Below are 21,328 nucleotides of genomic sequence, written 5' to 3'. Positions count from 1 at the left end.
GAAGGCCAGATTGGCTATCACCTAAATTTCGATGCCTTGCAGATTGTGCGGCATTGATTTTTCAGTACTTCCGAGAATGGATCCATAAAACTCGTCGGAGGAAGGACTGGCGCCTTTCCACTTGGCCGTTTAGGCTTTCGGCCCGTCCAGACTCCATTGCTTGGGCCCCTTGAACTGATCCATTCCAACTGTTCTGCCCTCAACCAAACCCCAATCAAACAATCGATCATATGAGAGACATGACAAACGGCTGAGTCAGCCATCTAGCTGTCCCAGTTCGTGGCCACAGATAATGCGCACGCCGCTACAGCGCATTGCGTTAATTTTCTCAAAGGTTTCCAAAGCCGAGGTACGATCAAAAGTGGTAGTGGGGAGCGAATATTGTTCCAGTGCCCCACGGGTGTAAGCGGCGTCTGCGGCCAGCAGAACCTCTTCTCCCGAGTCCAGTCTCAGCAGCAGAGACTGATGCCCAGGGCTGTGGCCCGGTGTGGCCAAAATGCGCATGCGTCCGTCGCCAAAGAGATCGTGGTCGCCGTCGAGGAGTTGCCTACTGAGAAGGTATTGTTCAGTGGGTGACGAACCGCCTGTATGTTGTATCTCTTCACGTTGGATGTAACACGGAATGTCTCGAAACGCCTCTAGGCCACCGGCATGATCCCCATGAAGATGAGACAGAACGATATGGGTAACGTCTGACGGTGTCAGGCCAAGTGACGCCAGTTGCGCAACGACATAGTCAGCCTCCGTCATGACCGGAATGTAATCGCCGGTCACGGGCGCATGGATGGCGATGCGAGAGTTCCCGGCATCGAATAGGACTCGGTTCATTTCATGTTCAATCAGGAAAAAGGGAACCGGTACTTCGAAAGATTCATTACCAACCGGACCACCCTCAATGAGGTGACGCTTCGTCCGAATGGTCCCGCACTGAAGCAGATGCAGCTTCATCACTGAAACGTCAGGACGACCTTGCCGATGTTCTCGGCGCGGCGCAGCACCCCGTGAGCTTCTTCGACCTCCTTGATAGGGAAGACCGCATGGATGTTCGTGATCAGTTTTCGCGCGGTAAAGAGCGGCCACAATTTTTGCTGAAGTGCTTTGAGGATCGCACTCTTCTCCTCCGGCGTGCGGCTGCGTAGCGTACTGCCGATCAGGCGGATGCGTTTACGCCAGACTGTTTCCAGATCGATCAGCGACTCGCTGCCGCCCATGGTCGCGATCATGATCCAGCGCCCGCCGAAAACCATGTGGCGGAAGCATTCGCCCATCAGCTTGCCGCCGATACAGTCCAAGGCGACGCTCGGCGGATGCGCCTCAATGACCGGACGGACATCCTCGGTCCGGTAGTCCAGCACATAGTCGGCTCCCAGATCGCGCACGAACTTCGCCTTTTCCGGAGAATCGATGGTCGTAATCACTTCGGCTCCCATTTGCTTGGCGAACTGGATCGCCGCTAGGCCGACACCGCTCGCACCGGCCTGCATGTAGAATACATCGCCCGGGCTCATGCCGCCGGCTTCCAACTGAAGATTGAGATAGACGGTGCTCCAAACCTCCGGCAAGGAGGCGGCTTCGACCATCGAGAGTCCTTTCGGTATGGGGATAACCATGCCGGAAGGAGCTGTGACCCGTTCCGAATAACCGCCGCCGCCGAGCAATGCGCAGACTTTATCGCCGGGACAAAATCCAGAGTCCTCCGGTGCTTCAATCACTTCCCCGGCTGCTTCCAGTCCGCACCATTGCGGCCAGCCTTCTGGGGAGGCATAACAGCCGTCCTTTTGCATAAGGTCGGCGCGATTGACCGCAGCCGCCTGGACTTTAATCAGGACTTCATCAGACTTGCGGACCGGGTTCGGCATTTCGCGCCAGGCGAAATTCAAGTCGTCATCAAGAATCATTGCGTACATATCTTCATACCTCCTAGTTGTATGGCCACCGTGGTCAAAGCGCATCAGCGACCAGAATCTCGTGTGTTATCCCACCAGCGGATGCCGACGGTTGACCAAGGGAAAATCAATCGTGCGCCGCGACAGGTGGGCTGCGTAAATGCCCTGAATCATCTCCACCGCGAGTCGGGCGTTTTCGATATTGGACAGCGGCGGTCGGTCCTCCTCAATGGCACCTATCAGGTCCCACGCGGCGAAGCGATTCGCCTCCAGAAACCACGGCGCGCGCGGCACGTCAGGCTGCCCGCAGAGCCCATAGTCCAGCGGCTCCGCACCGGGGATAACGCGGTCTTCGCGCAATGTAGCTTCCTCGAACGTGGTAAGCGTTTCGAGGAAACCGGGTTGGCGACTGAGCAGCAACGGCTGACGCGCCGCGTCGTCGAAGCGTAGCGAGAGCGTACCCTTGGTGCCCGTCACACACAGCCCCATGTGCGGGGCGGGCTGGCCGGGTTTGAGCAAATCGCGGCGACTTTCAAAAACGCCGCGCACGCCACTTGGGAACGAGAAGGTTGCGAACACCTCGTCGCCGAGTGCCGGACCGACGGGCTCGACGAGATTGACTTTGTCGGACAAAGTGGCTGGTCGCCCGGCCACTTGGATATCCGCCGTGACACTGTCCGGAGCGCCGAAGCAAAAGGTCATCACATCGAGAATGTGCGTGCCGAGCACGATCAGGTCTTCGCCGCCCCCGCGATAGTCGCACTTGCCGCGCCCGATCACGCTCAGAGGCGTGCCAATGTCCCCGGCTCCGATCATGCGCTTCATCGTGCGAAAGGCCAGGTCGTGGCGCGCCGGGTGCGCCAGGGCCAGCTTGATGCCGGTCTGCTCCACGACTCGTGCCACCTCGTCGGCCTCCTCCAGCAAGACACTGAGCGGCTTTTCGCAGTAAATGTGGCAACCCTTTTCGGCGACCTGACGGATCTGCGCCAGGTGGTCACCGGGGTGGCGCGAGCACAGCACCACGATGTCCGGCGGCTCGTGCGTAAGCATGTCCTCCAGCCTCGCGTAGTGGCGCTTCGCTTGCGTCTGCGCGAGCTTGCGCGGAAGTTCCTCGTTGTTGGCATCGACGTGCGCGACGACTTCCACGTTCGGCAGCCCGCGAAAGGCCGTGTGCAACCCGTGCAGCCCGAGCATCGCCTTCGAACTGTCCTTAACGACAGCGACTTGCCAGAACTTGCTCATGCTCCTCTAGGCCCCAAGGTTCGACCACCATCAATGAGATAGTCAACGCCAGTGATAAACGATGCCCCATCGGAAGCCAAATACACGATCAGGGAAGCCATCTCGTCGGCCGTCCCCCAACGTCCAAGGAAATTCCCATCTGTTTTAGGGGCAACTTTCTCAGTCGTCACAAGCCCCGGAGAAACGCAATTCACATTGATGTTATAGGGGCCTAATTCCATCGCCAAGGCTTTGGTGAAGGCGACAACAGCACCTTTACTGGCCGAGTACACCGCGACTTTGGGAATGCCGGATGTTGCCGCAATGGAGCCTATATTGATAATTTTCCCGTAATTTCGGGAAACCATTCCGTCAATTACCGCATGTGTAAAATACAAGGTTCCCTTAACATTCAGATCCAAAATCCACTCCCAGTCTGCTTCCTTGAGGTCTTTGAACGGCAGGGCCTTTTGCCAGCCTGCTCCTGCATTGTTAATCAAGATATCAATCTGCCCCCAAGCGGCGGCAATGTCCGACACTGTAGCCTTTACCTTTGCACAGTCTGCAATATCAACGACGTAGGATCGCACCTCGGCACCGCTTTCACGAATAGAGGCGACAACTTCCTCAAGCTTTTCCCTATCGACATCGACAAGTGCCAGCCTGGCACCAGCACCGGCCAGTTGATTTGCTGTTGATCGGCCAAGTCCGGAAGCGGCTCCGGTCACAATCGCGACTTTGTCTTTTAGATTTATGCTATTCATGGCTTCTTGATCTAATTTCCAGATGCGTCACCCCCACAACTGCGGGCACCGTCGATGAGGTAATTGGTGCCGCTGATAAAAGCGGCGTCATCGGAACTGAGATACAGGATCAGCTTCGTCACTTCCTCCGGTTCGGCGGCGCGGCCCAGCGGGGTTTTCATGTTGGCCATAGCGGCGCGCGTCATCACCGGCCCCGGTGAAATACAACAGGCGCGGATACCGTGCGGCGCACCAGCCAGCGCGAGCGACTTGGTCAGCCCGATCATGCCGCTTTTGGCAGCGCCATAGACCACCGCCCCCGCCCCGCCTGTCACGCCGTCCACAGAACCCAAGTTGATAATAACACCGCTCTTTTGCTTCATCATCACCGGGAGCACCGCGCGACAAAAATAGATCGGCCCGGTAAAGTTCACTTCGACGCCCCAGTCAATCGCCTTGACTGGCATCTGATCGAAACCACCGGGGCAGTTGCAAATGCGATGTGGGTTGCCCCCGGCCACGTTGGCAAGGATGTCGATACGCCTGTAACGTTCCACCGCCAAGGCGGCGGCCCGCTCGACGGCTTCATAGGAACGGATATCGGTCGCCACCGCGCAGGCATCACCACCATTTTTCCGAATGGCTTCGGCGGCGGATTCCACCGATTCGACATTCACGTCCACCAGAACGACCTTCGCGCCCTCGGCGGCGTATTGTTGAGCACTGAGCAGCCCCATGCCCGAGGCGGCTCCAGTTACGATAGCAACTTTGTCTTTAAATCTCATATGACAACAACAATTGATAATTGAGAAAAATCACGCATCATAACCACAGGCTTGCAGGTGACACTTCTGCACGAGCAATTCGTGAGCATAGGGATAAGGGTTCTCGATTTCACCGCGCACGATTTTGGCAAATTCCAGCAGATGGTCCTCGTAGCGGTCACGCAAGGGGGGCTGGGAGATTTCCTGAAGACCCGACTGGAACTCGCCCGTGGCTTCACGCAAGTTGAGGAACACGCGTCCCCCGGCTCTGTTGCCCTCCAGTTCCAGTGGCTGCACCGTCAGCGTACCCTTGTCGCCGCAAAGGACAAGGTTGCGTCGCTCGAAACCGCCGACCTCCACAATAGTCGAACGCAGCGAGGCCGTGCAGCCTCCGGGAAAAGCCATGACCGTGTATCCATTATCAACGACGCCGTCACCTCGGGTGCAGGTGGATAGCGGAATTACTTTTTCGGGTGCGCCCATCAGGATGATAGCGATGTCGATCAGGTGGCAAAGAAAGATGTAAGCCGCGCCGCCCTGGAACGTTTTCATGAGCTGTCGGAACTCTTCGCCGTCGTAGCGGTTCATCGCCGCATCTATGCTCGAAAGCTCGCCAAGTAAGCCCTCCCGCACCGCCTTGATGCAAAACTCGAGGGCCGGGCTGTTGCGATACATGTAGCCCATCTGCACGGCGAGGTTTCGCTGCTCCGCCTCGGTCAGCAGTTGCGCAAAGGGCACGAGCGACTCCCCGCCGGGCTTGTCCACGTGGATGTGCTTACCCGCCCGAATGCAGCGCATGGCAACGTCCACGGTATGGTGCTCCTCGACCTCCACCAGCACAGCGTCGAGATCCGGCTGAGCGAGCAGTTCGTCGCTGCTCATCCAAGTCACGCCCCGGTAGGTGTCCGAATCTTGCGCCGCTTCCCGGCGCGCAGGATCGTCCTCGGCAACTCCCACAATCTCGAAAACGTCGGAGTGAAGGCGTAGTGCCCCGAACTTGTAGGCGTGAAGATGCCCGGTGCCGATCTGGCCTATCCTGATTTTCTTCATCACCCGATCCAGTTGAATTGCGCGTTCTGCTTTTTCACGACTTCGGTGAGGCGCACGACTTCCAGTGCGTCCTCGTTTTTCACCGGAAAAGGAACGCCCTCTCGTAGCGCGTTGTAAAGATGCCGGACCAGTTCGATTTCCACAAATTGCCACATGTTCACCTCAGGCTCGACCGGGCGTCTCTCCTCAATCCAAGGCAGTTCCTGATTTCCATAAGAAGCCGCTCCAATCTCTGGAGTATCAGCGCTGGCACTCTCCTCGGGCCAGCGAAATCGCGGGTCGAGGTATTTGAGGTGAATCTCCTGCTGATCCTGCCCGTAAACAAGCGTACCCCGGTCGCCGAAAACCGTGCAGTAAGGGGCGGACAAGGCCACGGCATTGCTGATCTCCAGTTCCGCGACGATGTCGTTTTCACCCGTCAACGTCATGTGCACATGGTCATCGGCGTCCCCGGAGGTCAGGATGCGCCGCAGGTAACTCGACACCTCGCGGATCGGGGAGCCGATCAATTGCATGCTCTGGTCCAACAAATGTGGTGCCCAGACACTGAGCTGACCGCCCCCGCAATCCAGGCGCATCTGCCAGTCGTTGCGCCGGATGAACCCGTGATGCTTGCAGAGCTTAATCACCTGAACCTTGCCCAGCAAGCCCTCCGCGATGGTCGCAAGCGTATTCTGGAGCGCGGGTTCAAAGCGATGATTGTGACCACAATAGAGCTTACCGGGATATTCCCGGTCCAGCCGTTGCAAAAGCTGGTAATCCGCCTCCGTCACTCCGATGGGCTTTTCCAGCAATACCGTTTTACCGGCAGCCAGTGCCTGCTGCGCATTCTGCGCGTGATCCAGAGAGCGTGTCGCGATAATTGCCAAATCCATGTCCGCATTGGCCAGGAACTCAGTGTAATCGGTATATGCCCTGCCACCGTATTCCTTCACCGCACTTTTCGCCCGGTTCGCATCAAGATCGCAAAAAGCGACCGGTTGGTAATGCTCCGCGTCAGCGGAAAAATGACGGCCATGTTGCACGCCAATACGTCCAAGACCACAGATTCCAAATTTAATAGGGGTGCTCATCGTTCTTTTCCAAAATAGAATTTCGTATTGGCTACTTAAATAAGATGATAAATTCTTGCACTGCAAACGAACTCTTTTCACCTTTGTCGTGTAATTTTCACGAAACTTGCGCTTTCGTGTGATCTATAAAGAAAATCTGCCGATTTCTATGAAAATTTTGCATTGCTATCGTCATCTAATCAGCGAACAACTCCCTCTATGGCCAAGCTTCAAGACATTGCTAAACTCGCCGACGTATCGGCGGCCACCGTCTCACGCGTGTTTAATCACCACCCGAACATCAGCCTGGAAGTCCGCAAGCGTGTCTTTGCGGTAGCCCGCGAACATGGCTACCGACCCCGCCTTTCACTCAAGCAAAAGAATGTGGTCGTCATCACGCCCTACGACCCGGTTTATCCGGTCCACAGTTGCGTCGAGATGATCATGATGGCGCTCGTGCAGGAGATGTCGCACCGGGGCTTCCGTTTGGAAATCCTGCCCGAGAATAACCGCGACCGCCTCGACGGCATCCAGTTCTGTGCGGCGGTGGCCATCGGCGCCGAGTCCTCCCTCTTCCACGACTGGTCAGAGCGCTACGCCATACCGCTGGTCATCATGGACCGCGACGGCGACACCTCCTCCGAAGTCTTTTATGTCCGCTCCGATGAAACACAGGGCATGCGTCTGGCCATTGAGCACCTCCACGAGCACGGTTGCCGCAAAGTTGGGAGCATCGTCCACGGCTCACCCGGCACGGGCAACACCGACCTGCGCCACGACGGAGTCAAGAAGGCGCTCGCCGCCTGCGGCCTTCCCGCTGACGAGACACTCACCACCTTTTCCGGCCCCGGCACCGACAAATACGTCGAACTGATCGGCAAACTCCTGAAGCAAAACATTGACGCGCTCTTCTGCCCTGGTGGCAATGCAGGCGTAGTCTCGTTTTACGCCTTCTCTCTCTACAACCGCCAGGTGCCCGCAGACATTTCGCTCATCGCCTCTGAGCAAACGCTTTTCTCTCAGTACGCCGTCCCCCCGTTGACCACGATCACCCCCGACTATCAGGCTATGGCTGCTGCCACTGCCGACGTCATTGAGGCGCGTATTGAAAGCCGTGAGATGCCCGCGAAAACCGTCTTGCCTTACTCTCTGCTCGCTCGCGAAAGTGTCAAGCAACGGCATTAGATATCTCCGTCAGAACAACCGGTCCTCGTCGATACGGCCTTCACGCCGAAGACGAAGCCTGCGACCATGCGGACGGTGCTCCAAAACTCCGGTCCCTGAACGAACCCCTGAGCCTGCGTGACGATCTTTCCGCCGCCGAAGGCGATCAACCCCCCAGAACATGGAGAACGGCTCCTCGTCGCTGACTATCTGGGTGGGCATGTCCATCCAACTGGCGATAAACGGCAGCAGGAATGCCGCCACTATCACAATAATGGCCAGCGTGGCGGTGAGCCAGGGCTGGGTGCGTTTGGCCGCATCGTTGGCGTTCGCATTATTCAGCTCCACGTTCTTTCGGGTCTGTTCATTGAAGGTGACTTCGATTAAGGTCTGGGCCTACGGCGAGTTCTCCATTCTAGGTTTGGCCGATCTCAAAGTGGCGAGAGTTTGTGTGTTCCCATGGATGTTCTGGCCTCGTTCTGAGGCGATTTTGGGCGATTCTCGCCCAGTTAGACAGGCTCACGCTCTGCCGTGAAACATGGCATAGCGGTCAAGGTTGTAGATGAGGTTGGTTAAAGCGGTTTCAAAGCGATATCGACGTTGGCCGATACGGCGGAAGCGGTCGCCGCCGGTCGCCGAACTGGGCGATGCGCCCAAAGGCGTGTTCGACCCGCGAGCGAATCCGGCTCTTCTGTTTGTTGGCGCGTCTTTCTTCGCGCTTGAGCGGGCACGCCGAGGTGCCCTTTTCACAGATGTTGGCCAGCATGCCGAAGCGCTTCAGCAACACCGGGCATCACGGAATCCGGCCGCCCTGGCTTTGGTCGCCGTAAGCCAGGCGTTCCTCAAGCAGCGGACGAAATCCCTCCCAGCCGATTACCTCAAGCCGGTCCAAGCTGCTCTTACGCTGTGAAGCGGTATCCGCATGCTGCAATATATCGAAGATGTTGCTTTGGCTGCTGCCTGTCTTTACGCGCATATTCAATCGTCACTATTTGCCTCAGATGCGTCGAAGTTAATCTAAGCCGCCATAAAGCTCTCCCGACACCGCCTTTCATGCGACAGACGATAGCATCAGCAATACATCCAGGCCGCACCAGCCATTGCATCTTTATTCCATACAGGCATGCCTTTCCTCTTGGAGTAATTTTCTCCATTGCGTGGGATCGTGACCATAAATAATTTGTGCACCCGCTTGGCGGAGTGCGTCAATCTTCTCAAAAGTCTCCAACCCTGCGGCCCGGTCAAAGATATTTGCCGGGAGCGACCTCTGCTCAAATGCAGCCTCATAACAGGCCGCGTCGGCGGCCAGAAACACAGATACTCTCGAGTCCAGTGTCAACAAAACAGATTGGTGCCCAACGCTGTGCCCGGGTGTATGTAAAATCTGGATACGCCCGTCACCCAACAGGTCATGATCGCCCTTAAGCCATTGCCAATCGACCGGATAACGCTGCGACAACCACGTATTTCCGACGTGATCCAGTTCGGTCTTTTGCAGATAACATGGCACATCCCTAAACGCCTCCAGGCCCTCGAAGTGGTCGCCGTGCAGATGCGAAATGACTATATGGGTAATGTCATCCACCCCAAGCCCCAAGCGCACCAACTGATCAACAACGTAGTCCTCTTGACTCATGAGCGGGACATACGTACCCGTCGCCGGGGCATTGATGGCAGAGCGGCCGTAGCCGACATCGAACAGGATGCGACTTCCATTGTGCTCAATCAGAAAAAACGGAACCGGGACCTCGGGCGGCCCACCAATACCACCTTGAATAAGGTGTCGCTGGACGCGGATCGAGCCACATTGAAGCAGGTTGAGTTTCATAGCCTTACATATTATCAGAGGATTCCAGTCGCATGTCCTTGATCCATTTCAGCACACGCTGAATCGTCAGATCCCAGTAGTCCCAGGTGTGCCCGTAGCCGGGGTCATCTTCGTAGCGAGCTTCGTAGCCAATCTGGCGCAGGTGGTCGCGGAAGCGCAGGTTCTGGGCGTAAAGGAAATCTTTCTGCCCACATATCTGGTAAAGCGCGGGCCGAGGCTGGCCAGACTCAACCAGGCGCCAGCTCGCGGCACTGAGATCACCAAACTGGCGCAAGGGTGAGCCCTTGGGACCAAACAGCTTTTCAAATTCCAGCGTCGGCCGATCCGGGTGGCTCTTCTTAAAGTCCAGCCAATCGTCCAGCTCCACCACCCCGCTCAGAGAGGCGGCCGCGCAGAAACACTCCGGACGGTTAAAGGCCAGCTTGAGCGCGCCGTACCCTCCCATCGACAGCCCGGCCACATAGTTGTCCTCACGCTGATCGCTGAGCGGAAAAAAAAACCTTGCAATGGCGGGCAGCTCCTCGCTGATAAATGCCCAGTACTGGCTGCCATTGTCCATGTCCGTATAAAAACTGCGGTGCACACTCGGCATCACCACCGCCAGCCCCATCTCGGCCACGTAGCGCTCGATGCTCGTGCGACGCGACCAGATGCTGTGGTCATCGGTCAAGCCATGCAGCAGGTACAGGGTCGGAAAATTCCCCTCGCCCACGACGCCTTTAATGCCAACCTGCGTCTGCGTCCGCTGAGGCAGGATCACATTCATCGAGTGCGAAAGCCCAATAGCTTCCGAATAAAAACTGCATTGAATAAAAGCCATATTGTCTGGATTGAAGTTTTAATGATTAAAAAGTGAAAGTTGCGCGTCAGCCCGCAACGGCATCCTTCGCGGCAGGGTCGGAAAAGTCCTGACGCCGCACCCACCCAAAACACCACAACGTTCCGACGTTTACCGTCAGCCCGATCGCGCAGGTAAACAGGATGGGCCAGCCGTCGCGCGCGCCCATCGCGACGGCAAAAGTGACCAACGAAATATCCTTGAGCACAAAGAGCAGGTGCATCCCGCACGAGAGGCCGCCAGCCTTGCGGAGCCGACGGATCATTTGCATCTGGATGATGCCCCCTTGCAGGTACAGCAGGCTGACAATAACGACCAGAGCAGGCAACACGACCGGGTTAGGGGTTTCGATCGGTCGTCCAAGGACGACCACCAGCACCGAAACCAAAAATGCGGACAAACAGCCAATAAATGCCCAGGCCGATCCCCGGCATTGCCGGTCGCGAAAAATCATCCACAGGATCAGCAGCACCAGCAGGCTGCCGATCACACGCGGCCAGACCAAGTAATGGTTAAAGGGATTGAGCCCCCCCCCGTAGGTAAACAGCGCCAGAAAAACGATAAAGCTCGTTACGAAGCGGTTCAGCGACAGCCCCTCGGAGATGGACTCGCCCTCCGGACGCTCACGGTGCCGTTTCCACAGCAGGCGTACCTGCGTCGCCAGCCCGGCCGAGGCCAAAATGGACAGCAGCGCGCTGATAATGCCCGTTATATGGTAACTGGACATGACAAATAGTTTTCCTTTTCGCAGGCGCGTGGGCAGGCGGTTCAGTCCGCCCCGTCACGAATCGTCAATACAACCTTACCCCGGTTTTCGCGGTTCTTGAGAATCTGGTGGGCGGCATCGGCCTGCTCAATCGGCAGCACGGCGTGCACCACCGGCTTGATCTGGCCACTCTCGAACTGCGGCCACAGTTGCTCGACCAATTCGCTCAGAATGCCCTCCTTTTGCTCCAGCGAGCGCGAACGCAGCGTGCTGCCGATCAGCCGCAGGCGACGCGTGAGCACGGCCCGCAGGGCCAGCTCTGTCGTCACGCCGCCCAGCGTAGCAATCAGCACCCATCGCCCTTCGAGCGCGAGCTTGGAGAGGTTTTCGCCCAGAGTTTTACCCCCCACGCAATCCAGCACGACATTGATGGGGTGATCGCTGGCTAAGCACTCATCAAAAACGGATTCCACAGATTCCTCGTGGTGGTTTACGATGCGGTCTACCCCGAGCTCCCGCATCAGCTCGACCTTGGTCTGGCCGCCCACCGAGGTCACCGTGCGCGCGCCGATGGACTTGGCAATCTGCAAGGCCGCGATCCCCACCCCGCTGGCACCGGCATGGACGAACATCGTTTCCCCGGCCTGCAGATGTGCTTCGTTGACCAGGTTCAGCCAGGCCGTGGCAAAGATTTCCGGCAGCGATGCCGCCTCGGCCATCGACAAGCCTTCCGGCACCGGCATCAACAGCTCCGCAGGCACGGCAACCTTTTCGGCATAGCCGCCTCCTCCGAGTAAAGCGCAAACCTTGTCGCCGACTTTCCAGCGGGAGCCATCAACATCCTGCCCCACCTCCAGAATCACGCCCGCGACTTCCAGCCCCGGCCATTGCGGCCAGCCCGAAGGTGGCGGATACTTGCCCGCGCGTTGCAAGAGGTCCGCCCGGTTTACGGCGGAAGCGTGGATTTCAATAATGACTCCGCCGGGCTCACAAACCGGGTCTGCGACCTCGACCCACGACAGCGACTCGTCTTTGTTTACCTTGATTACCTTCATGCTAAAATCTCCAATGGATGCCGGCGTTCATGCAGCGGGAAGCTCACCCGCGTGCCGGTCAGTTGCGACGCGTATGCGCCGTAAATCATTTCCAGCACCATCTGCGCATCCCGCGCACAGGCCAGCGGTTCAAGTTCCTCCTCAAGGGCGCAGTTCAAATCCCAGGCGGCCTGGCGGTTGTTGCGGATAAAGTAGTGCTGGTGCCCCTTGCCGTTACTAAACTCAAGTGGCGCAGCCCCCAGAATCTCGGCCTCATCCGGTAAGGACACGTCCTTGATGCAGGCCTCATCCTCCGACGGGCAGGCAGCGATCTCGGTTCGCGGAAGGCCCTTGAAAGCCAGATGCGTCAGGCCCGGCTTGCTCGTGTCATAAAAAACCCCTACACGCCAGATTTTCATCGCTGGCTTCACTTCAAACGTCTCCAGTCAAAGACTGCGCCTACCGGAAAATCCTGCGGCTGCTCGGCCAGTTGCTTATACACGGCAGGAGCCTCGTCCGGGGAGTAAACCTCCGTCAAAACCTTGTCCATGTCCAGGCGACCATCAGCCATGAGGCGCCATAGCGCGCGAATGTCGTCCTGCCAGGTCCAGGCGTGCGGGCGCGACTCCAGCTGGGGACGAGCGCGCCCGTGGGCACCAATGATCTCAACTCCGGGACGATGCACCTGCTGGTAAAAATCTATCGCCGTATCCGACACCCGCGTGCAGCCTAACAGCGCAATACGGCCAAGCGGCTCGACGAATGAAAGTGCCTGCTTCAGAGCAATCGACTGGCCGGTGACCTCGATCACCGCCTGGGCACCGCCACCGGTGGCAGCCTTGACCTGCTCGATATAGTCACTGGCTGTCGGATCGAAAGCCTGATGTGCCTCCATCGCGAGCGCCGTTTTACGCCGTTTCGGACTTAAATCCGTGGCAATGACGGGAGAGGCGCCAGCGATGCGGCAAAGCGAGACGGCCAACAGACCAAGAATGCCGAGGCCAACGACGACCGCGCTTTCGCCGATTTCCAACCGCGTCTTGCGCAGGCCGTTAAGCGAAAAACTGCCAATAACGCCAAAGACTGCGTGCTCGGAGGGCAGCGAATCGTCTTCGAGCTTCAGCACTTCATTACCATCCAGATAATTGTAGTTGGCATGCGTACTCCCTTTGTAGCTGAGCACGCGATCCCCGACTTTGACCTGATGCACATGGGCACCGACCTCCACGACACGTCCCACGCCACTGTACCCAAGTCTTTTGGGGAAACTCCCCGCAGGCTCGTCCGCCAGATTCGGCATATCCAGTAAACAAGCACGCTCAGTTCCTGCACTGATGCCCGAGACTTCGTTTTCCACCAGCACCTGATGATCAGGCACAGAGGTCAATTCAGATTCGAGGAGCTCGGCCTTCCCGACCGATGTGAACGTAATGGTCTTTTGCTTCATGTCGTGGTCAAAATGGTCGAGCTACTCAACACGTTTCAGCAGCCCGAGGCTGCGCCCGCCATCGACGACGTAGTTCTGGCCCGTGATAAAGTCAGCCTCGCTCGAAAGCAGGAACACAACGGTGTTCGCAATGTCGTTGGCCGAGCAGATGCGCCGCAGGTAGTTCGTCTTGCGCATGGCCTCACCGTCCTGATCCGGTCGCGGCACCAGTCCCGGCGAAACGCAGTTCACATTGATCCCGAACTCGCCCAGTTCCATGGCTAGCGTCTTGGTGATCGCGATGATGCCGCCCTTGGCCGCCGAATAATCCGCGCAGTAGGCCAGCCCCTGCATCCCCACGATTGAGCCAATGTTAATAATTTTCCCGGAGCGACGAGCCACCATTTGCTCCACCACCGCGCGGATGCAGTAGATCGACCCCTTCAGGTTCACGTCGATGATGCGGTCCACGACCTCGTCTTTGGTCTGATGAAACAGCGAACACTCCCCGCGGGCGCTGCCACCGGCGTTGTTGACCAAGATGTCGATTTCGCCGAGTTGCTCGCGGACGATGGCGACCATCTCTTTAATGGAATCGCGGTCGCAGACATTAACCGTCAATGGCAGGGCTCGTCCGCCCGCTGACTCGATGTCACCGGCTACCTTCCGGGCCTGCCCCAGGTTCATATCGGCCAGGGCGACCGATGCGCCCTGCGCGGCGAGTTTACGCGCAATCGCGCCCCCAATCGAACCACCGCCACCGGTGATCACTGCGACTTTGTTTTCAAATTTCATAGGGTAATTATTGGCCAAAAATGCGTGACTAGAATGAAACCGGTTCGTCCCCGCAGGCCGCGAGCAGGACCTCCTGCACGGTATACTCGTGTTCGAGCGGATACGGGTTCTCGATGTCCCCACGGACAATCTGCGCGAACTCGCTTAGCTGCCCGTCGTAGCGACCGCTCATCGGCGGCATCACAAGGTCGTTGATGCCCGCAGAGAACTCCCCACAAGCCTCCGCCAGGACCAGGCGCGACGTCAACTCCGGCAGCGGGGGATATTGCCGCTGCACATCGCAGCCCTCGATGGGCTTGACCTCAAAGGTTCCCTTGTCGCCACAGACAACTAGCTGCCGTCGCCGGAAACCATCGACCTCCAAGATCGACGTGCGTACCGATGCGACCGTTTTTTGGTAATCCAAGACCGCAAACGCGTTGTCCACTAGGCGGTCCTTGTCCGGAAAGCTTTGGCGCAGAAACGGCGTCACCCGATCGGGCTTGCCCAGGATGGCAATGACCAGATCGATCAAGTGGCTGCCAAAGATATACATACTGCCGCCGGGAAACTGCGACATCCACTGGCGGTACTTGTCGTCCATCGTCCGGCTCATGACGGTGGACAGCTCGAACACCTGCCCCAACCACCCCTCACGCACCGCCCGCTGGCAGAGCTGCACTGCCGGGTTATTTCGGAACATGTAGCCCAACTGCACCGTCAGGTTTTTACGGGCGGCCATATCCAGCATCTCCCGGAATGCTTCCAGCGAATAGCCAGCAGGCTTGTCCATATGGACGTGGAAGCCCGCCTCCAGGCAGCGCATGGCCGTCTGCACCAGCATGGGCACATCCGTCTCTACCATGACCGCATCCAGGCCGGACGTGGTAAAAAGCTCCTCCTGGCTCAACCAGGGCAGCCCCTCGTAAGCCGCCAGCCCGCCGCGTTTTTCACGCCACTGCGGGTCTGGCTCGACCACGCCGACGACTTCAAAATCATCCGACAGGCGCCGGATCGTTGCCATTTCTTCTGAGGCATGGTTATGGCCGATGCCGATCTGCCCGATCTTGATTTTTCTCGGTAAACCCGATGCTGGGGAATTCTCGCTCATGCGCGTTGAGGGTAGATTGAACGTTTCGTTGACACCCAAAATAATGACAAGATCGAATCGGCTCCAGCAAGTTTAATCTTGAAAATTTAGTGTAAACATGGATGTAAATGCTATCTATTTTCAATTTATTTCCAAATAAACCATGCCCACAATCAAAGAGATAGCTGCTGAGGCCAAGGTCTCAATGGCGACGGTGTCGCGCGTTTTCAGCAACCACCCCAACGTCAAAGAAACCGTCCGTGAGCACGTCCTAAGCGTCGCCCGCAGGCACAACTACGTCCCCCGCCTCTCCAATCGCAGACGCACGGTCATCCTAATTACGCCCTCAAGAACCGAACACCCCGTGCAGAGCTATGTGGACATGGTGACAGCGCACCTAGCCGAGACCGCCGGACAGCGCGGCTACCGAATCGAAATCCTGCCCGAGGACAACCATGACCGACTAGAGTACACCCAGTTCTGCGCGGCAATCCAGATCAGCGCCGCCGAGCTGCCGTGGGAAAACTGGAGCCGGCGCTTTCAGGTGCCGCTGATTTTGATCGACCGGGAGACCCCGAAAAAGCAAAGCCACGTGTTTTCCGTTCGCTCAAACGAGAAACAAGGTATGGAGCTGGCGATCGAGCATCTCGTAAAAAGCGGACACCGCCGCATCGGCTGCCTGGTCAGCAACACCAAACTCGGAAATGCTCAGCAACGTGTACATTTCATCCAGTCAGCACTCGCCACCCATGGGCTTCCCAGCGCTGAGAGCTTCGTCCGACTCGTGGGCGAGGAGGCGTATATGGAGGAAACCGCTAAGCTCCTGCGCCATAAAGTTGACGCGATTTTCGCCCCCGGAGGCATGGGCGGTATCATCACCGCCTACGCGCTCAACCTGCTCGGTCGCCGCGTCCCCGAGGATATTTCCCTCATCGCCTCCGAGCGCGCGGTCGTCTCCCGCTATTGTCTCCCCCCCCAGACCACAATCACACAAAACTACCGTCAGGTGGCCACGATGGCCGTGGACGCTATTGACGCCTCCCTAAAGAGGGCAGCAATCTCCCGCTACACCGTTATCGACTACCAGTTAATGACACGGGAAAGCGTCGTTCACCGCCTTTCCAGAGCAGGGCACAACTCCCTTATTTCACGATGAAAAACAAAGTTTCCACTAGTTACTGGAACAGATGATATCTTACGATGCCAATGTCAGCAGTTCTTCCACGCAACCAAACGACACGACTAGGGCGTGTTCAGGTAAGGCGACTTCGATTAACCTCGCGGATCCCTCTCCTATCAGAGAGGTTTTGACATGCGCGTAAAGGGGACTTCGATTAAGGAGATGATTTTGAGCGATCATGTCACCTGCAAGATTTCAGATACTCACCGAGCGGCCAGAGCGGCCTTTGACGGCACCGTCCATGGTTGTTTTGGCCTCGTTTAGAGGCTGATTTGGGCGATTATCGCCCGGTTGGGTAGGCTCACGCCCTGGCATGGAACATGGCATAGCGGTCGAGGTTGTAGGTGAGATTGGTAAGGGCGGTTTCGAAGCGACATCGCCGCTGGCCGATGCGTCGGAAGCGATCACCACCAAACTGGGCGATACGCCCGAAGGCGTGTTCGACGCGTGAGCGGATGCGGCTCTTTTCCTTGTTGGCGCGTTTTTGTTCGCGGCTGAGCGGACGCGTAGCAGTAGCTTTTTCGCAGATGTTGGCGAGCATGGCGAAGCCTTTGAGCAGCGCCGCGATGAACGGCCCGACGTAGGCGCTGTCGGCCCACAGTACGGCCTCTCGGTCGCTTTCACGCAGCAGCTCCCCGACCGGCTGAGAGTCATGAACGGCGGCGTTTGTGACGGTGAAGGTCTCGATAAACTTGCTGGCCGCATCAACTTTGACGTGGTTTTTGTAGCCGTAATAACTCTGGTTGTTTTTCTTGGTCCAACGCGCGTCCAGGTCCTTCTGGCAGGCCCGGCGCGCCTTGCGGGCGATGCGCTCGGGCACCTCGCCGCGTTTGATCTGCGCGTTCTCGTGGCGGCGGTTGCGCTGCTTCGGCGCTTCGATGAAGCTGGCGTCGATGATCTTGCCGCAACTGGCAATCAAGCCCTGAGCGCGCAGTTGTTCGTTGAACAACTCGAACACCGCAACCATCCCCTCGGCTCCGAGGCGCTCCTTAAAAGCCCAGATCGTGGCGTGGTCAGGAGCCCCATCGCCAGGGCCCAGCCCCACAAAACGCAGAAAGCTGAAGCGATCCAGAATCTGAAACTCCGTCTCCTGATCGGAAAGGTCGAAGAAGCGCTGCAACACCAGCACCTTCAGCATCAACACCGGGCACCACGGGATGCGCCCGCCCTTGCTTTGGTCGCCGTAGGCCAGGCGTTCTTCAAGCAACGAACGAAAAGCCTCCCAGTCAATCACCTCCAGACGATCCAGACTGCTCTTACGCTGCGAAGTGCTGTCCGCATGTTTCAATATCTCGAAGAGATTGCTTTGGCTGCTACCGGTCTTTACGCGCATGTCAAAACCTCCCTGATAGGAGAGGGATCCGCGAGGTTAATCGAAGTCGCCTCAGGGTCCGACGCGTGACCCCAAGGATCTCCGCTAGCTGAACAAGGTTCTTGGCGTAGGTGGTCGAGTCCTGAGAGCCAGCGGCCAGCGCCTCCACCCGCGCCCGTTCCGCCGAGGTCAGCGTTTTGCCCCCGGCGACCTTCTTGATCACGTTCTCCAAATCCTTTTGGAGAACGTTTTCCGCCGCTTCACTGTTGATGCTCATCGCGGCCTACCGAATCAGGAGCCAGCCGCAGAACTGGAGATCCTTGAAGACAAGTTCGATCTGCGAGAAACCAGCGGCGCGGAACTCGGCTTCGTTTTCGGCAATCGTCTTCGGGAATATGCACCCGCGCAGGGCGTGGGCCTTGTTGATAACTTGGGCCGGGGTCAGGCCGTTGCTAATCTTCATGTCCCAATAAAGCTGCTGGATGATGTCCTGCGTGGTGGGATAGCTGCCGAGCACCTTTTCCACCACAAACAGGCCCCCGCCGCGCTCAATGGTATTGGCGATTTGATACACGAGTTGCTGGCGGGCCTGGGGATGCAGGAATTGCAGGGTGTACAGCGCCACGCCGTAGGAGAAGGGGGGAATATCCGAAAGGCGTTCAAGGTCGGTGAACGTAACCTCAATGCCATTGCTGGCCGCCTGAGCGATCATGGCCTGCGAGTTATCGTAGCCGATCAGCGTAAGGGCTTTACGGTGGCGTTTACGGATCAGACGCAGGGTTTCGCCGGTGGCCGCGCCAAAGTCCAGCACGGTGCAATCGGGGTGCGTGAACCAGTCCGAGAACGTGGCGGCGAGTTCCTGCACCCGGTCGTATTCAGGAACGCTCTTGCGGACGTGTTCATCGAAATGCGGGGCGACGTGCTCGTCAAAGACCCAGTTACTGGCTTCAGTGGTAATCCCGGTGTCGGCTTCGATGTCGGCGCTCATGCCGACAGGGACGTGTCAAAAGGATTGAAAGATAACAAAACGACCGATGTCGAATCATTGGAACCCGGGACGATACGCTGAGACTTGCAGCGCAATTCGGAACGATGGGAACGTTTAATGAAAACGGCGGAACTGTTGTCGTGTACCAAGGAAAAACCGTTTATTTTGAAAAAACATCAAGAGAATATTTGTCCTGCATCTACAAGGAATTTAGGCAGGCCTTTATGACCCATCGATCAACAATCCAAGAAAAGACAAACAGTTGGGACATGGATAACGCTTGGTTCTGAGTTTAAAACCAGGATACATAGTTGACAAAAGAAAACCCATAGACACAATCGGGCACCATGATCGATTACGTCGAGGTGCCAGAGTCGCTTTATCCTGTACTTGGGGAGCCCGATCCGGGGACGCGGATTTACCGTAAGGACGGTCCCAGCGAAGAGTGCGGGGCTTGGTTTAATGCTGTGACTGAGCTGGTCGGCCCTTGCGTGTCTCCCGGTGGGGTCTGTATGTATTGCCCCGTCACGCGGGCAGCGGTTCACAAGAAGATCAAGGAAGGCACCTTAACGATCTTCCTTTTCCATACGACCCATCAGGCAACCAACCTGTGGGGAAAGAAAAAGACTTACCGTGATTCGCCTTACGGTTATGTGCCCGTAATCGAGGCACAACAGTGGCGCAGAGACATTGAAGATCGCGCCATCATTAAGGGAACGGTAACTCGCGAAGAGCTCGAAGGAGCGCACCCGGACTGGAGGGGGGATTTTCTGGAGTGGCGCAAAAGTAATGAGCGCATTCCGCTTGGGGTCATGCTTGAGCAAAACGGCATGAGCTATTGGGACTTTTTCAAAGAATTTGCCAGCGCATCAATCGGTGGGCTGACAGACGCCATCCGACCAAAAAAATCAATCCAAACTGGGAAAGGTAAAAAACAATGAGTGAAATCAAGGAAATCCTGAACGACGACAGCCTGCTGACCCGCGAGGAAGCGGCTGCCTTTTACCGCTGCTCGACGCGGCAGATACCGCGCTTTGTTGATATGGGCCTCAAGAAGGTGGTCTTTGGGCCGCGCAACGTGCGTTACCGACTGCGGGACTTGAAGAAGTTCGCAGAGCGCCACCTAAAAGCCTCTATGGCCTGATCTGATGAGCGTTTTCAGGCAACCCCGCGGCAACGGGAAGTTCTCTAAAACCTACTCCTGCTCCGTCTGGATCAACGGCAAGAAAACAACTCGCTCGCTACGAACCACCCATCTTGATCGCGCCCTCAAGCACGAGAAGGAACTCAAACAGGGGATTGCCCTGCAAGAGCAAGGCCTGCCGGTCCCTTCGCACCTCTTTGGCGCACCTACGCGGAAAATCCTCGATCTGGTAGCCGACTACGAACGGTCACACACAGCCAAGCGGTTACGGCAAAAGCACATCCACGACACGGTGACGCGCATCAAGACGCTGGCCGAAGTCTGCAACTGGGAAGACCTGGGCGACATTACGCCAACTGGCTTCGAACAGTGGCGCGGGCAAGTGCCGGTTTGCGAGCGGACAGGCCGGGAGCTTTCAGCCAAGACGATCAACGAGTACCTGCTGAGCATGCGGGCCTTTCTCAACTGGCTGAAAAAGCAGGGGATCATTGAGCGCGATCCGCTGGAGTACGTCGAGAAGTGCGAGACGCGGGGCAATGAGACCAAGAACCGCCGCGAGTGGACGGATGACGAGCTTGAAACGTTCATGCGCTACGGGAAGCCACCCCATCGGGCAGACTATCGCATCGGAATATGGCTGCTGCACTGGACCGGCTTGCGCAAAAACGAGCTGCAAAACCCGCGTTGGGGTGACGTGTTCATCGATGACGGGAAGGCACAAGCCATCATCCGCGCCAAGTACTCAAAAGGCCGAACCAGCGAGCAAATCCCCCTTATGCCTAAGGTTGTGGCTCAATTGCACTCCATGCGGCCGAAGAAATGGAAGCCGGAGGACAAGGTTTTGCCGTTCCGGCTGCCCGGCTCCGAACAGTTTCGCGTCGATCAGGAACGCGCCGGATTGGTGTACAAAAATGAGTTCGGGGACCACGATTTCCACTCCCTGCGCTACTCACACGGCCACTGGCTAGCTGTGCGTGGCGTTCCTTTGCTCGTTATTCAGGCCATCCTACGACACAAAGATCCTTCGACCACAGCCCGGCACTATATGAACATCGCCAAGCTGGCGGCTAACAAGACGCTGGAGGAAGTTTATGCCTCAGAGGGGTGCACTCCAAATTGCACTCCATT

26 protein-coding genes are annotated in these 21,328 nt (G+C 57.3%); 5 read left to right on the top strand and 21 right to left on the bottom strand.

The features are described 5' to 3' along the window. Positions 1-255: 255 nt before the first annotated feature. The 7 genes from H5P28_RS16540 to H5P28_RS16510 all read right to left on the bottom strand — a co-directional run bounded on the left by H5P28_RS16540 (position 256) and on the right by H5P28_RS16510 (position 6,737). Complete coding sequence (locus tag H5P28_RS16540) at positions 256-948, bottom strand: N-acyl homoserine lactonase family protein (protein WP_185676809.1); 693 nt, start codon at positions 946-948, stop codon at positions 256-258. Beyond that, positions 948-1,898 carry an NAD(P)H-quinone oxidoreductase gene (locus H5P28_RS16535; RefSeq protein ID WP_221773463.1) on the bottom strand — a complete coding sequence of 317 codons (951 nt, stop codon included), beginning with the start codon at positions 1,896-1,898 and terminating at the stop codon, positions 948-950. Before H5P28_RS16535 ends, H5P28_RS16540 begins: the two co-directional genes overlap by 1 nt. A gap of 75 nt (positions 1,899-1,973) precedes the next feature. Then, entirely contained in the window at positions 1,974-3,128 is a 1,155-nt protein-coding gene (locus H5P28_RS16530; RefSeq protein ID WP_185676807.1) for a Gfo/Idh/MocA family protein, read from the bottom strand. After that, entirely contained in the window at positions 3,125-3,871 is a 747-nt protein-coding gene (locus H5P28_RS16525) for an SDR family NAD(P)-dependent oxidoreductase (protein ID WP_185676806.1), read from the bottom strand. Before H5P28_RS16525 ends, H5P28_RS16530 begins: the two co-directional genes overlap by 4 nt. Positions 3,872-3,882: 11 nt before the next feature. Further along, positions 3,883-4,635: an SDR family NAD(P)-dependent oxidoreductase gene (locus tag H5P28_RS16520; RefSeq protein WP_185676805.1), complete on the bottom strand. Its 753-nt coding sequence runs from the start codon at positions 4,633-4,635 to the stop codon at positions 3,883-3,885. 30 nt (positions 4,636-4,665) lie between these two features. Then, positions 4,666-5,664 (bottom strand): Gfo/Idh/MocA family protein, encoded by a 999-nt coding sequence (locus tag H5P28_RS16515; protein WP_185676804.1) that lies wholly within the window; start codon positions 5,662-5,664, stop codon positions 4,666-4,668. Continuing rightward, positions 5,664-6,737 (bottom strand): Gfo/Idh/MocA family protein, encoded by a 1,074-nt coding sequence (locus tag H5P28_RS16510; protein ID WP_185676803.1) that lies wholly within the window; start codon positions 6,735-6,737, stop codon positions 5,664-5,666. The genes H5P28_RS16515 and H5P28_RS16510 overlap by 1 nt, the downstream gene beginning before the upstream one ends. Before the next feature lie 198 nt (positions 6,738-6,935). On the opposite strand from H5P28_RS16510, the gene H5P28_RS16505 reads away from it, so the two are divergent. Next, a complete protein-coding gene (locus H5P28_RS16505) occupies positions 6,936-7,901 on the top strand; it encodes a LacI family DNA-binding transcriptional regulator (RefSeq protein WP_185676802.1) in 966 nt (321 codons plus the stop codon). A 9-nt stretch (positions 7,902-7,910) separates the two neighbouring features. Here H5P28_RS16505 and H5P28_RS16500 read toward each other — a convergent pair whose 3' ends face one another. From H5P28_RS16500 to H5P28_RS16450, 11 genes are all read right to left on the bottom strand, one after another. Then, positions 7,911-8,228, bottom strand: coding sequence for a hypothetical protein (locus tag H5P28_RS16500; protein WP_185676801.1), 318 nt, complete (start codon positions 8,226-8,228; stop codon positions 7,911-7,913). 235 nt (positions 8,229-8,463) lie between these two features. After that, complete coding sequence (locus H5P28_RS16495) at positions 8,464-8,667, bottom strand: hypothetical protein (RefSeq protein WP_185676800.1); 204 nt, start codon at positions 8,665-8,667, stop codon at positions 8,464-8,466. 6 nt (positions 8,668-8,673) lie between these two features. Continuing rightward, entirely contained in the window at positions 8,674-8,856 is a 183-nt protein-coding gene (locus H5P28_RS16490) for a hypothetical protein (protein WP_185676799.1), read from the bottom strand. A gap of 132 nt (positions 8,857-8,988) precedes the next feature. Further along, the gene (locus tag H5P28_RS16485) at positions 8,989-9,708 is read right to left on the bottom strand and encodes an N-acyl homoserine lactonase family protein (RefSeq protein WP_185676798.1); all 720 of its coding nucleotides are present in this window, start codon (positions 9,706-9,708) and stop codon (positions 8,989-8,991) included. A 4-nt stretch (positions 9,709-9,712) separates the two neighbouring features. Beyond that, complete coding sequence (locus tag H5P28_RS16480; RefSeq protein WP_185676797.1) at positions 9,713-10,528, bottom strand: alpha/beta hydrolase-fold protein; 816 nt, start codon at positions 10,526-10,528, stop codon at positions 9,713-9,715. Positions 10,529-10,574: 46 nt separating this feature from the next. Further along, positions 10,575-11,273 carry a hypothetical protein gene (locus tag H5P28_RS16475; RefSeq protein WP_185676796.1) on the bottom strand — a complete coding sequence of 233 codons (699 nt, stop codon included), beginning with the start codon at positions 11,271-11,273 and terminating at the stop codon, positions 10,575-10,577. A 41-nt stretch (positions 11,274-11,314) separates the two neighbouring features. Continuing rightward, entirely contained in the window at positions 11,315-12,307 is a 993-nt protein-coding gene (locus tag H5P28_RS16470) for an NAD(P)H-quinone oxidoreductase (protein ID WP_185676795.1), read from the bottom strand. After that, a complete protein-coding gene (locus H5P28_RS16465) occupies positions 12,304-12,705 on the bottom strand; it encodes a hypothetical protein (protein ID WP_185676794.1) in 402 nt (133 codons plus the stop codon). The genes H5P28_RS16470 and H5P28_RS16465 overlap by 4 nt, the downstream gene beginning before the upstream one ends. Before the next feature lie 8 nt (positions 12,706-12,713). After that, a complete protein-coding gene (locus H5P28_RS16460) occupies positions 12,714-13,733 on the bottom strand; it encodes a zinc-dependent alcohol dehydrogenase (protein WP_185676793.1) in 1,020 nt (339 codons plus the stop codon). A gap of 21 nt (positions 13,734-13,754) precedes the next feature. Continuing rightward, a complete protein-coding gene (locus H5P28_RS16455; RefSeq protein ID WP_185676792.1) occupies positions 13,755-14,507 on the bottom strand; it encodes an SDR family NAD(P)-dependent oxidoreductase in 753 nt (250 codons plus the stop codon). Between the two features lie 28 nt (positions 14,508-14,535). Further along, positions 14,536-15,597, bottom strand: coding sequence for a Gfo/Idh/MocA family protein (locus tag H5P28_RS16450; RefSeq protein ID WP_185676791.1), 1,062 nt, complete (start codon positions 15,595-15,597; stop codon positions 14,536-14,538). Between the two features lie 142 nt (positions 15,598-15,739). Here H5P28_RS16450 and H5P28_RS16445 point away from each other — a divergent pair, with 142 nt between their 5' ends. Beyond that, positions 15,740-16,732 (top strand): LacI family DNA-binding transcriptional regulator, encoded by a 993-nt coding sequence (locus H5P28_RS16445; RefSeq protein ID WP_185676790.1) that lies wholly within the window; start codon positions 15,740-15,742, stop codon positions 16,730-16,732. Positions 16,733-17,057: 325 nt separating this feature from the next. On the opposite strand, the gene H5P28_RS16440 is transcribed toward H5P28_RS16445, so the two are convergent. Genes H5P28_RS16440 through H5P28_RS16430 form a run of 3 tightly spaced genes read right to left on the bottom strand, consistent with a single transcriptional unit; the run spans position 17,058 to position 19,056 of the window. Beyond that, a complete protein-coding gene (locus H5P28_RS16440; RefSeq protein ID WP_185676789.1) occupies positions 17,058-18,089 on the bottom strand; it encodes an IS5 family transposase in 1,032 nt (343 codons plus the stop codon). Position 18,090: 1 nt separating this feature from the next. Beyond that, entirely contained in the window at positions 18,091-18,345 is a 255-nt protein-coding gene (locus tag H5P28_RS16435) for a hypothetical protein (RefSeq protein WP_185676788.1), read from the bottom strand. 6 nt (positions 18,346-18,351) lie between these two features. Continuing rightward, a complete protein-coding gene (locus tag H5P28_RS16430; RefSeq protein ID WP_185676787.1) occupies positions 18,352-19,056 on the bottom strand; it encodes a methyltransferase domain-containing protein in 705 nt (234 codons plus the stop codon). Between the two features lie 347 nt (positions 19,057-19,403). Here H5P28_RS16430 and H5P28_RS16425 point away from each other — a divergent pair, with 347 nt between their 5' ends. The 3 genes from H5P28_RS16425 to H5P28_RS16415 all read left to right on the top strand — a co-directional run. Further along, a complete protein-coding gene (locus H5P28_RS16425; RefSeq protein WP_185676786.1) occupies positions 19,404-19,997 on the top strand; it encodes a hypothetical protein in 594 nt (197 codons plus the stop codon). Then, the gene (locus H5P28_RS16420; protein ID WP_185676785.1) at positions 19,994-20,200 is read left to right on the top strand and encodes a hypothetical protein; all 207 of its coding nucleotides are present in this window, start codon (positions 19,994-19,996) and stop codon (positions 20,198-20,200) included. Before H5P28_RS16425 ends, H5P28_RS16420 begins: the two co-directional genes overlap by 4 nt. A 4-nt stretch (positions 20,201-20,204) precedes the next feature. Beyond that, positions 20,205-21,328 (top strand): tyrosine-type recombinase/integrase (locus H5P28_RS16415; protein WP_185676784.1); only part of this gene is annotated, 1,124 nt, incomplete at its 3' end.

It is taken from the genome of Ruficoccus amylovorans (assembly GCF_014230085.1).
Taxonomy (GTDB): Bacteria; Verrucomicrobiota; Verrucomicrobiia; order Opitutales; family Cerasicoccaceae; genus Ruficoccus; species Ruficoccus amylovorans.
The sequence above is the reverse complement of the archived record's forward strand: the minus strand, read 5'-3'. Positions and strand labels throughout refer to the sequence as shown.

Coding starts and splice junctions, on each gene's coding strand:
- H5P28_RS16540 (WP_185676809.1), bottom strand. CDS start 948: ATGAAGCTGCATCTGCTTCAGTGCGGGACCATTCGGACGAAGCGTCAC.
- H5P28_RS16535 (WP_221773463.1), bottom strand. CDS start 1,898: ATGATTCTTGATGACGACTTGAATTTCGCCTGGCGCGAAATGCCGAAC.
- H5P28_RS16530 (WP_185676807.1), bottom strand. CDS start 3,128: ATGAGCAAGTTCTGGCAAGTCGCTGTCGTTAAGGACAGTTCGAAGGCG.
- H5P28_RS16525 (WP_185676806.1), bottom strand. CDS start 3,871: ATGAATAGCATAAATCTAAAAGACAAAGTCGCGATTGTGACCGGAGCC.
- H5P28_RS16520 (WP_185676805.1), bottom strand. CDS start 4,635: ATGAGATTTAAAGACAAAGTTGCTATCGTAACTGGAGCCGCCTCGGGC.
- H5P28_RS16515 (WP_185676804.1), bottom strand. CDS start 5,664: ATGAAGAAAATCAGGATAGGCCAGATCGGCACCGGGCATCTTCACGCC.
- H5P28_RS16510 (WP_185676803.1), bottom strand. CDS start 6,737: ATGAGCACCCCTATTAAATTTGGAATCTGTGGTCTTGGACGTATTGGC.
- H5P28_RS16505 (WP_185676802.1), top strand. CDS start 6,936: ATGGCCAAGCTTCAAGACATTGCTAAACTCGCCGACGTATCGGCGGCC.
- H5P28_RS16490 (WP_185676799.1), bottom strand. CDS start 8,856: ATGCGCGTAAAGACAGGCAGCAGCCAAAGCAACATCTTCGATATATTG.
- H5P28_RS16485 (WP_185676798.1), bottom strand. CDS start 9,708: ATGAAACTCAACCTGCTTCAATGTGGCTCGATCCGCGTCCAGCGACAC.
- H5P28_RS16480 (WP_185676797.1), bottom strand. CDS start 10,528: ATGGCTTTTATTCAATGCAGTTTTTATTCGGAAGCTATTGGGCTTTCG.
- H5P28_RS16475 (WP_185676796.1), bottom strand. CDS start 11,273: ATGTCCAGTTACCATATAACGGGCATTATCAGCGCGCTGCTGTCCATT.
- H5P28_RS16470 (WP_185676795.1), bottom strand. CDS start 12,307: ATGAAGGTAATCAAGGTAAACAAAGACGAGTCGCTGTCGTGGGTCGAG.
- H5P28_RS16465 (WP_185676794.1), bottom strand. CDS start 12,705: ATGAAAATCTGGCGTGTAGGGGTTTTTTATGACACGAGCAAGCCGGGC.
- H5P28_RS16460 (WP_185676793.1), bottom strand. CDS start 13,733: ATGAAGCAAAAGACCATTACGTTCACATCGGTCGGGAAGGCCGAGCTC.
- H5P28_RS16455 (WP_185676792.1), bottom strand. CDS start 14,507: ATGAAATTTGAAAACAAAGTCGCAGTGATCACCGGTGGCGGTGGTTCG.
- H5P28_RS16450 (WP_185676791.1), bottom strand. CDS start 15,597: ATGAGCGAGAATTCCCCAGCATCGGGTTTACCGAGAAAAATCAAGATC.
- H5P28_RS16445 (WP_185676790.1), top strand. CDS start 15,740: ATGCCCACAATCAAAGAGATAGCTGCTGAGGCCAAGGTCTCAATGGCG.
- H5P28_RS16440 (WP_185676789.1), bottom strand. CDS start 18,089: ATGCGCGTAAAGACCGGTAGCAGCCAAAGCAATCTCTTCGAGATATTG.
- H5P28_RS16435 (WP_185676788.1), bottom strand. CDS start 18,345: ATGAGCATCAACAGTGAAGCGGCGGAAAACGTTCTCCAAAAGGATTTG.
- H5P28_RS16430 (WP_185676787.1), bottom strand. CDS start 19,056: ATGAGCGCCGACATCGAAGCCGACACCGGGATTACCACTGAAGCCAGT.
- H5P28_RS16425 (WP_185676786.1), top strand. CDS start 19,404: ATGATCGATTACGTCGAGGTGCCAGAGTCGCTTTATCCTGTACTTGGG.
- H5P28_RS16420 (WP_185676785.1), top strand. CDS start 19,994: ATGAGTGAAATCAAGGAAATCCTGAACGACGACAGCCTGCTGACCCGC.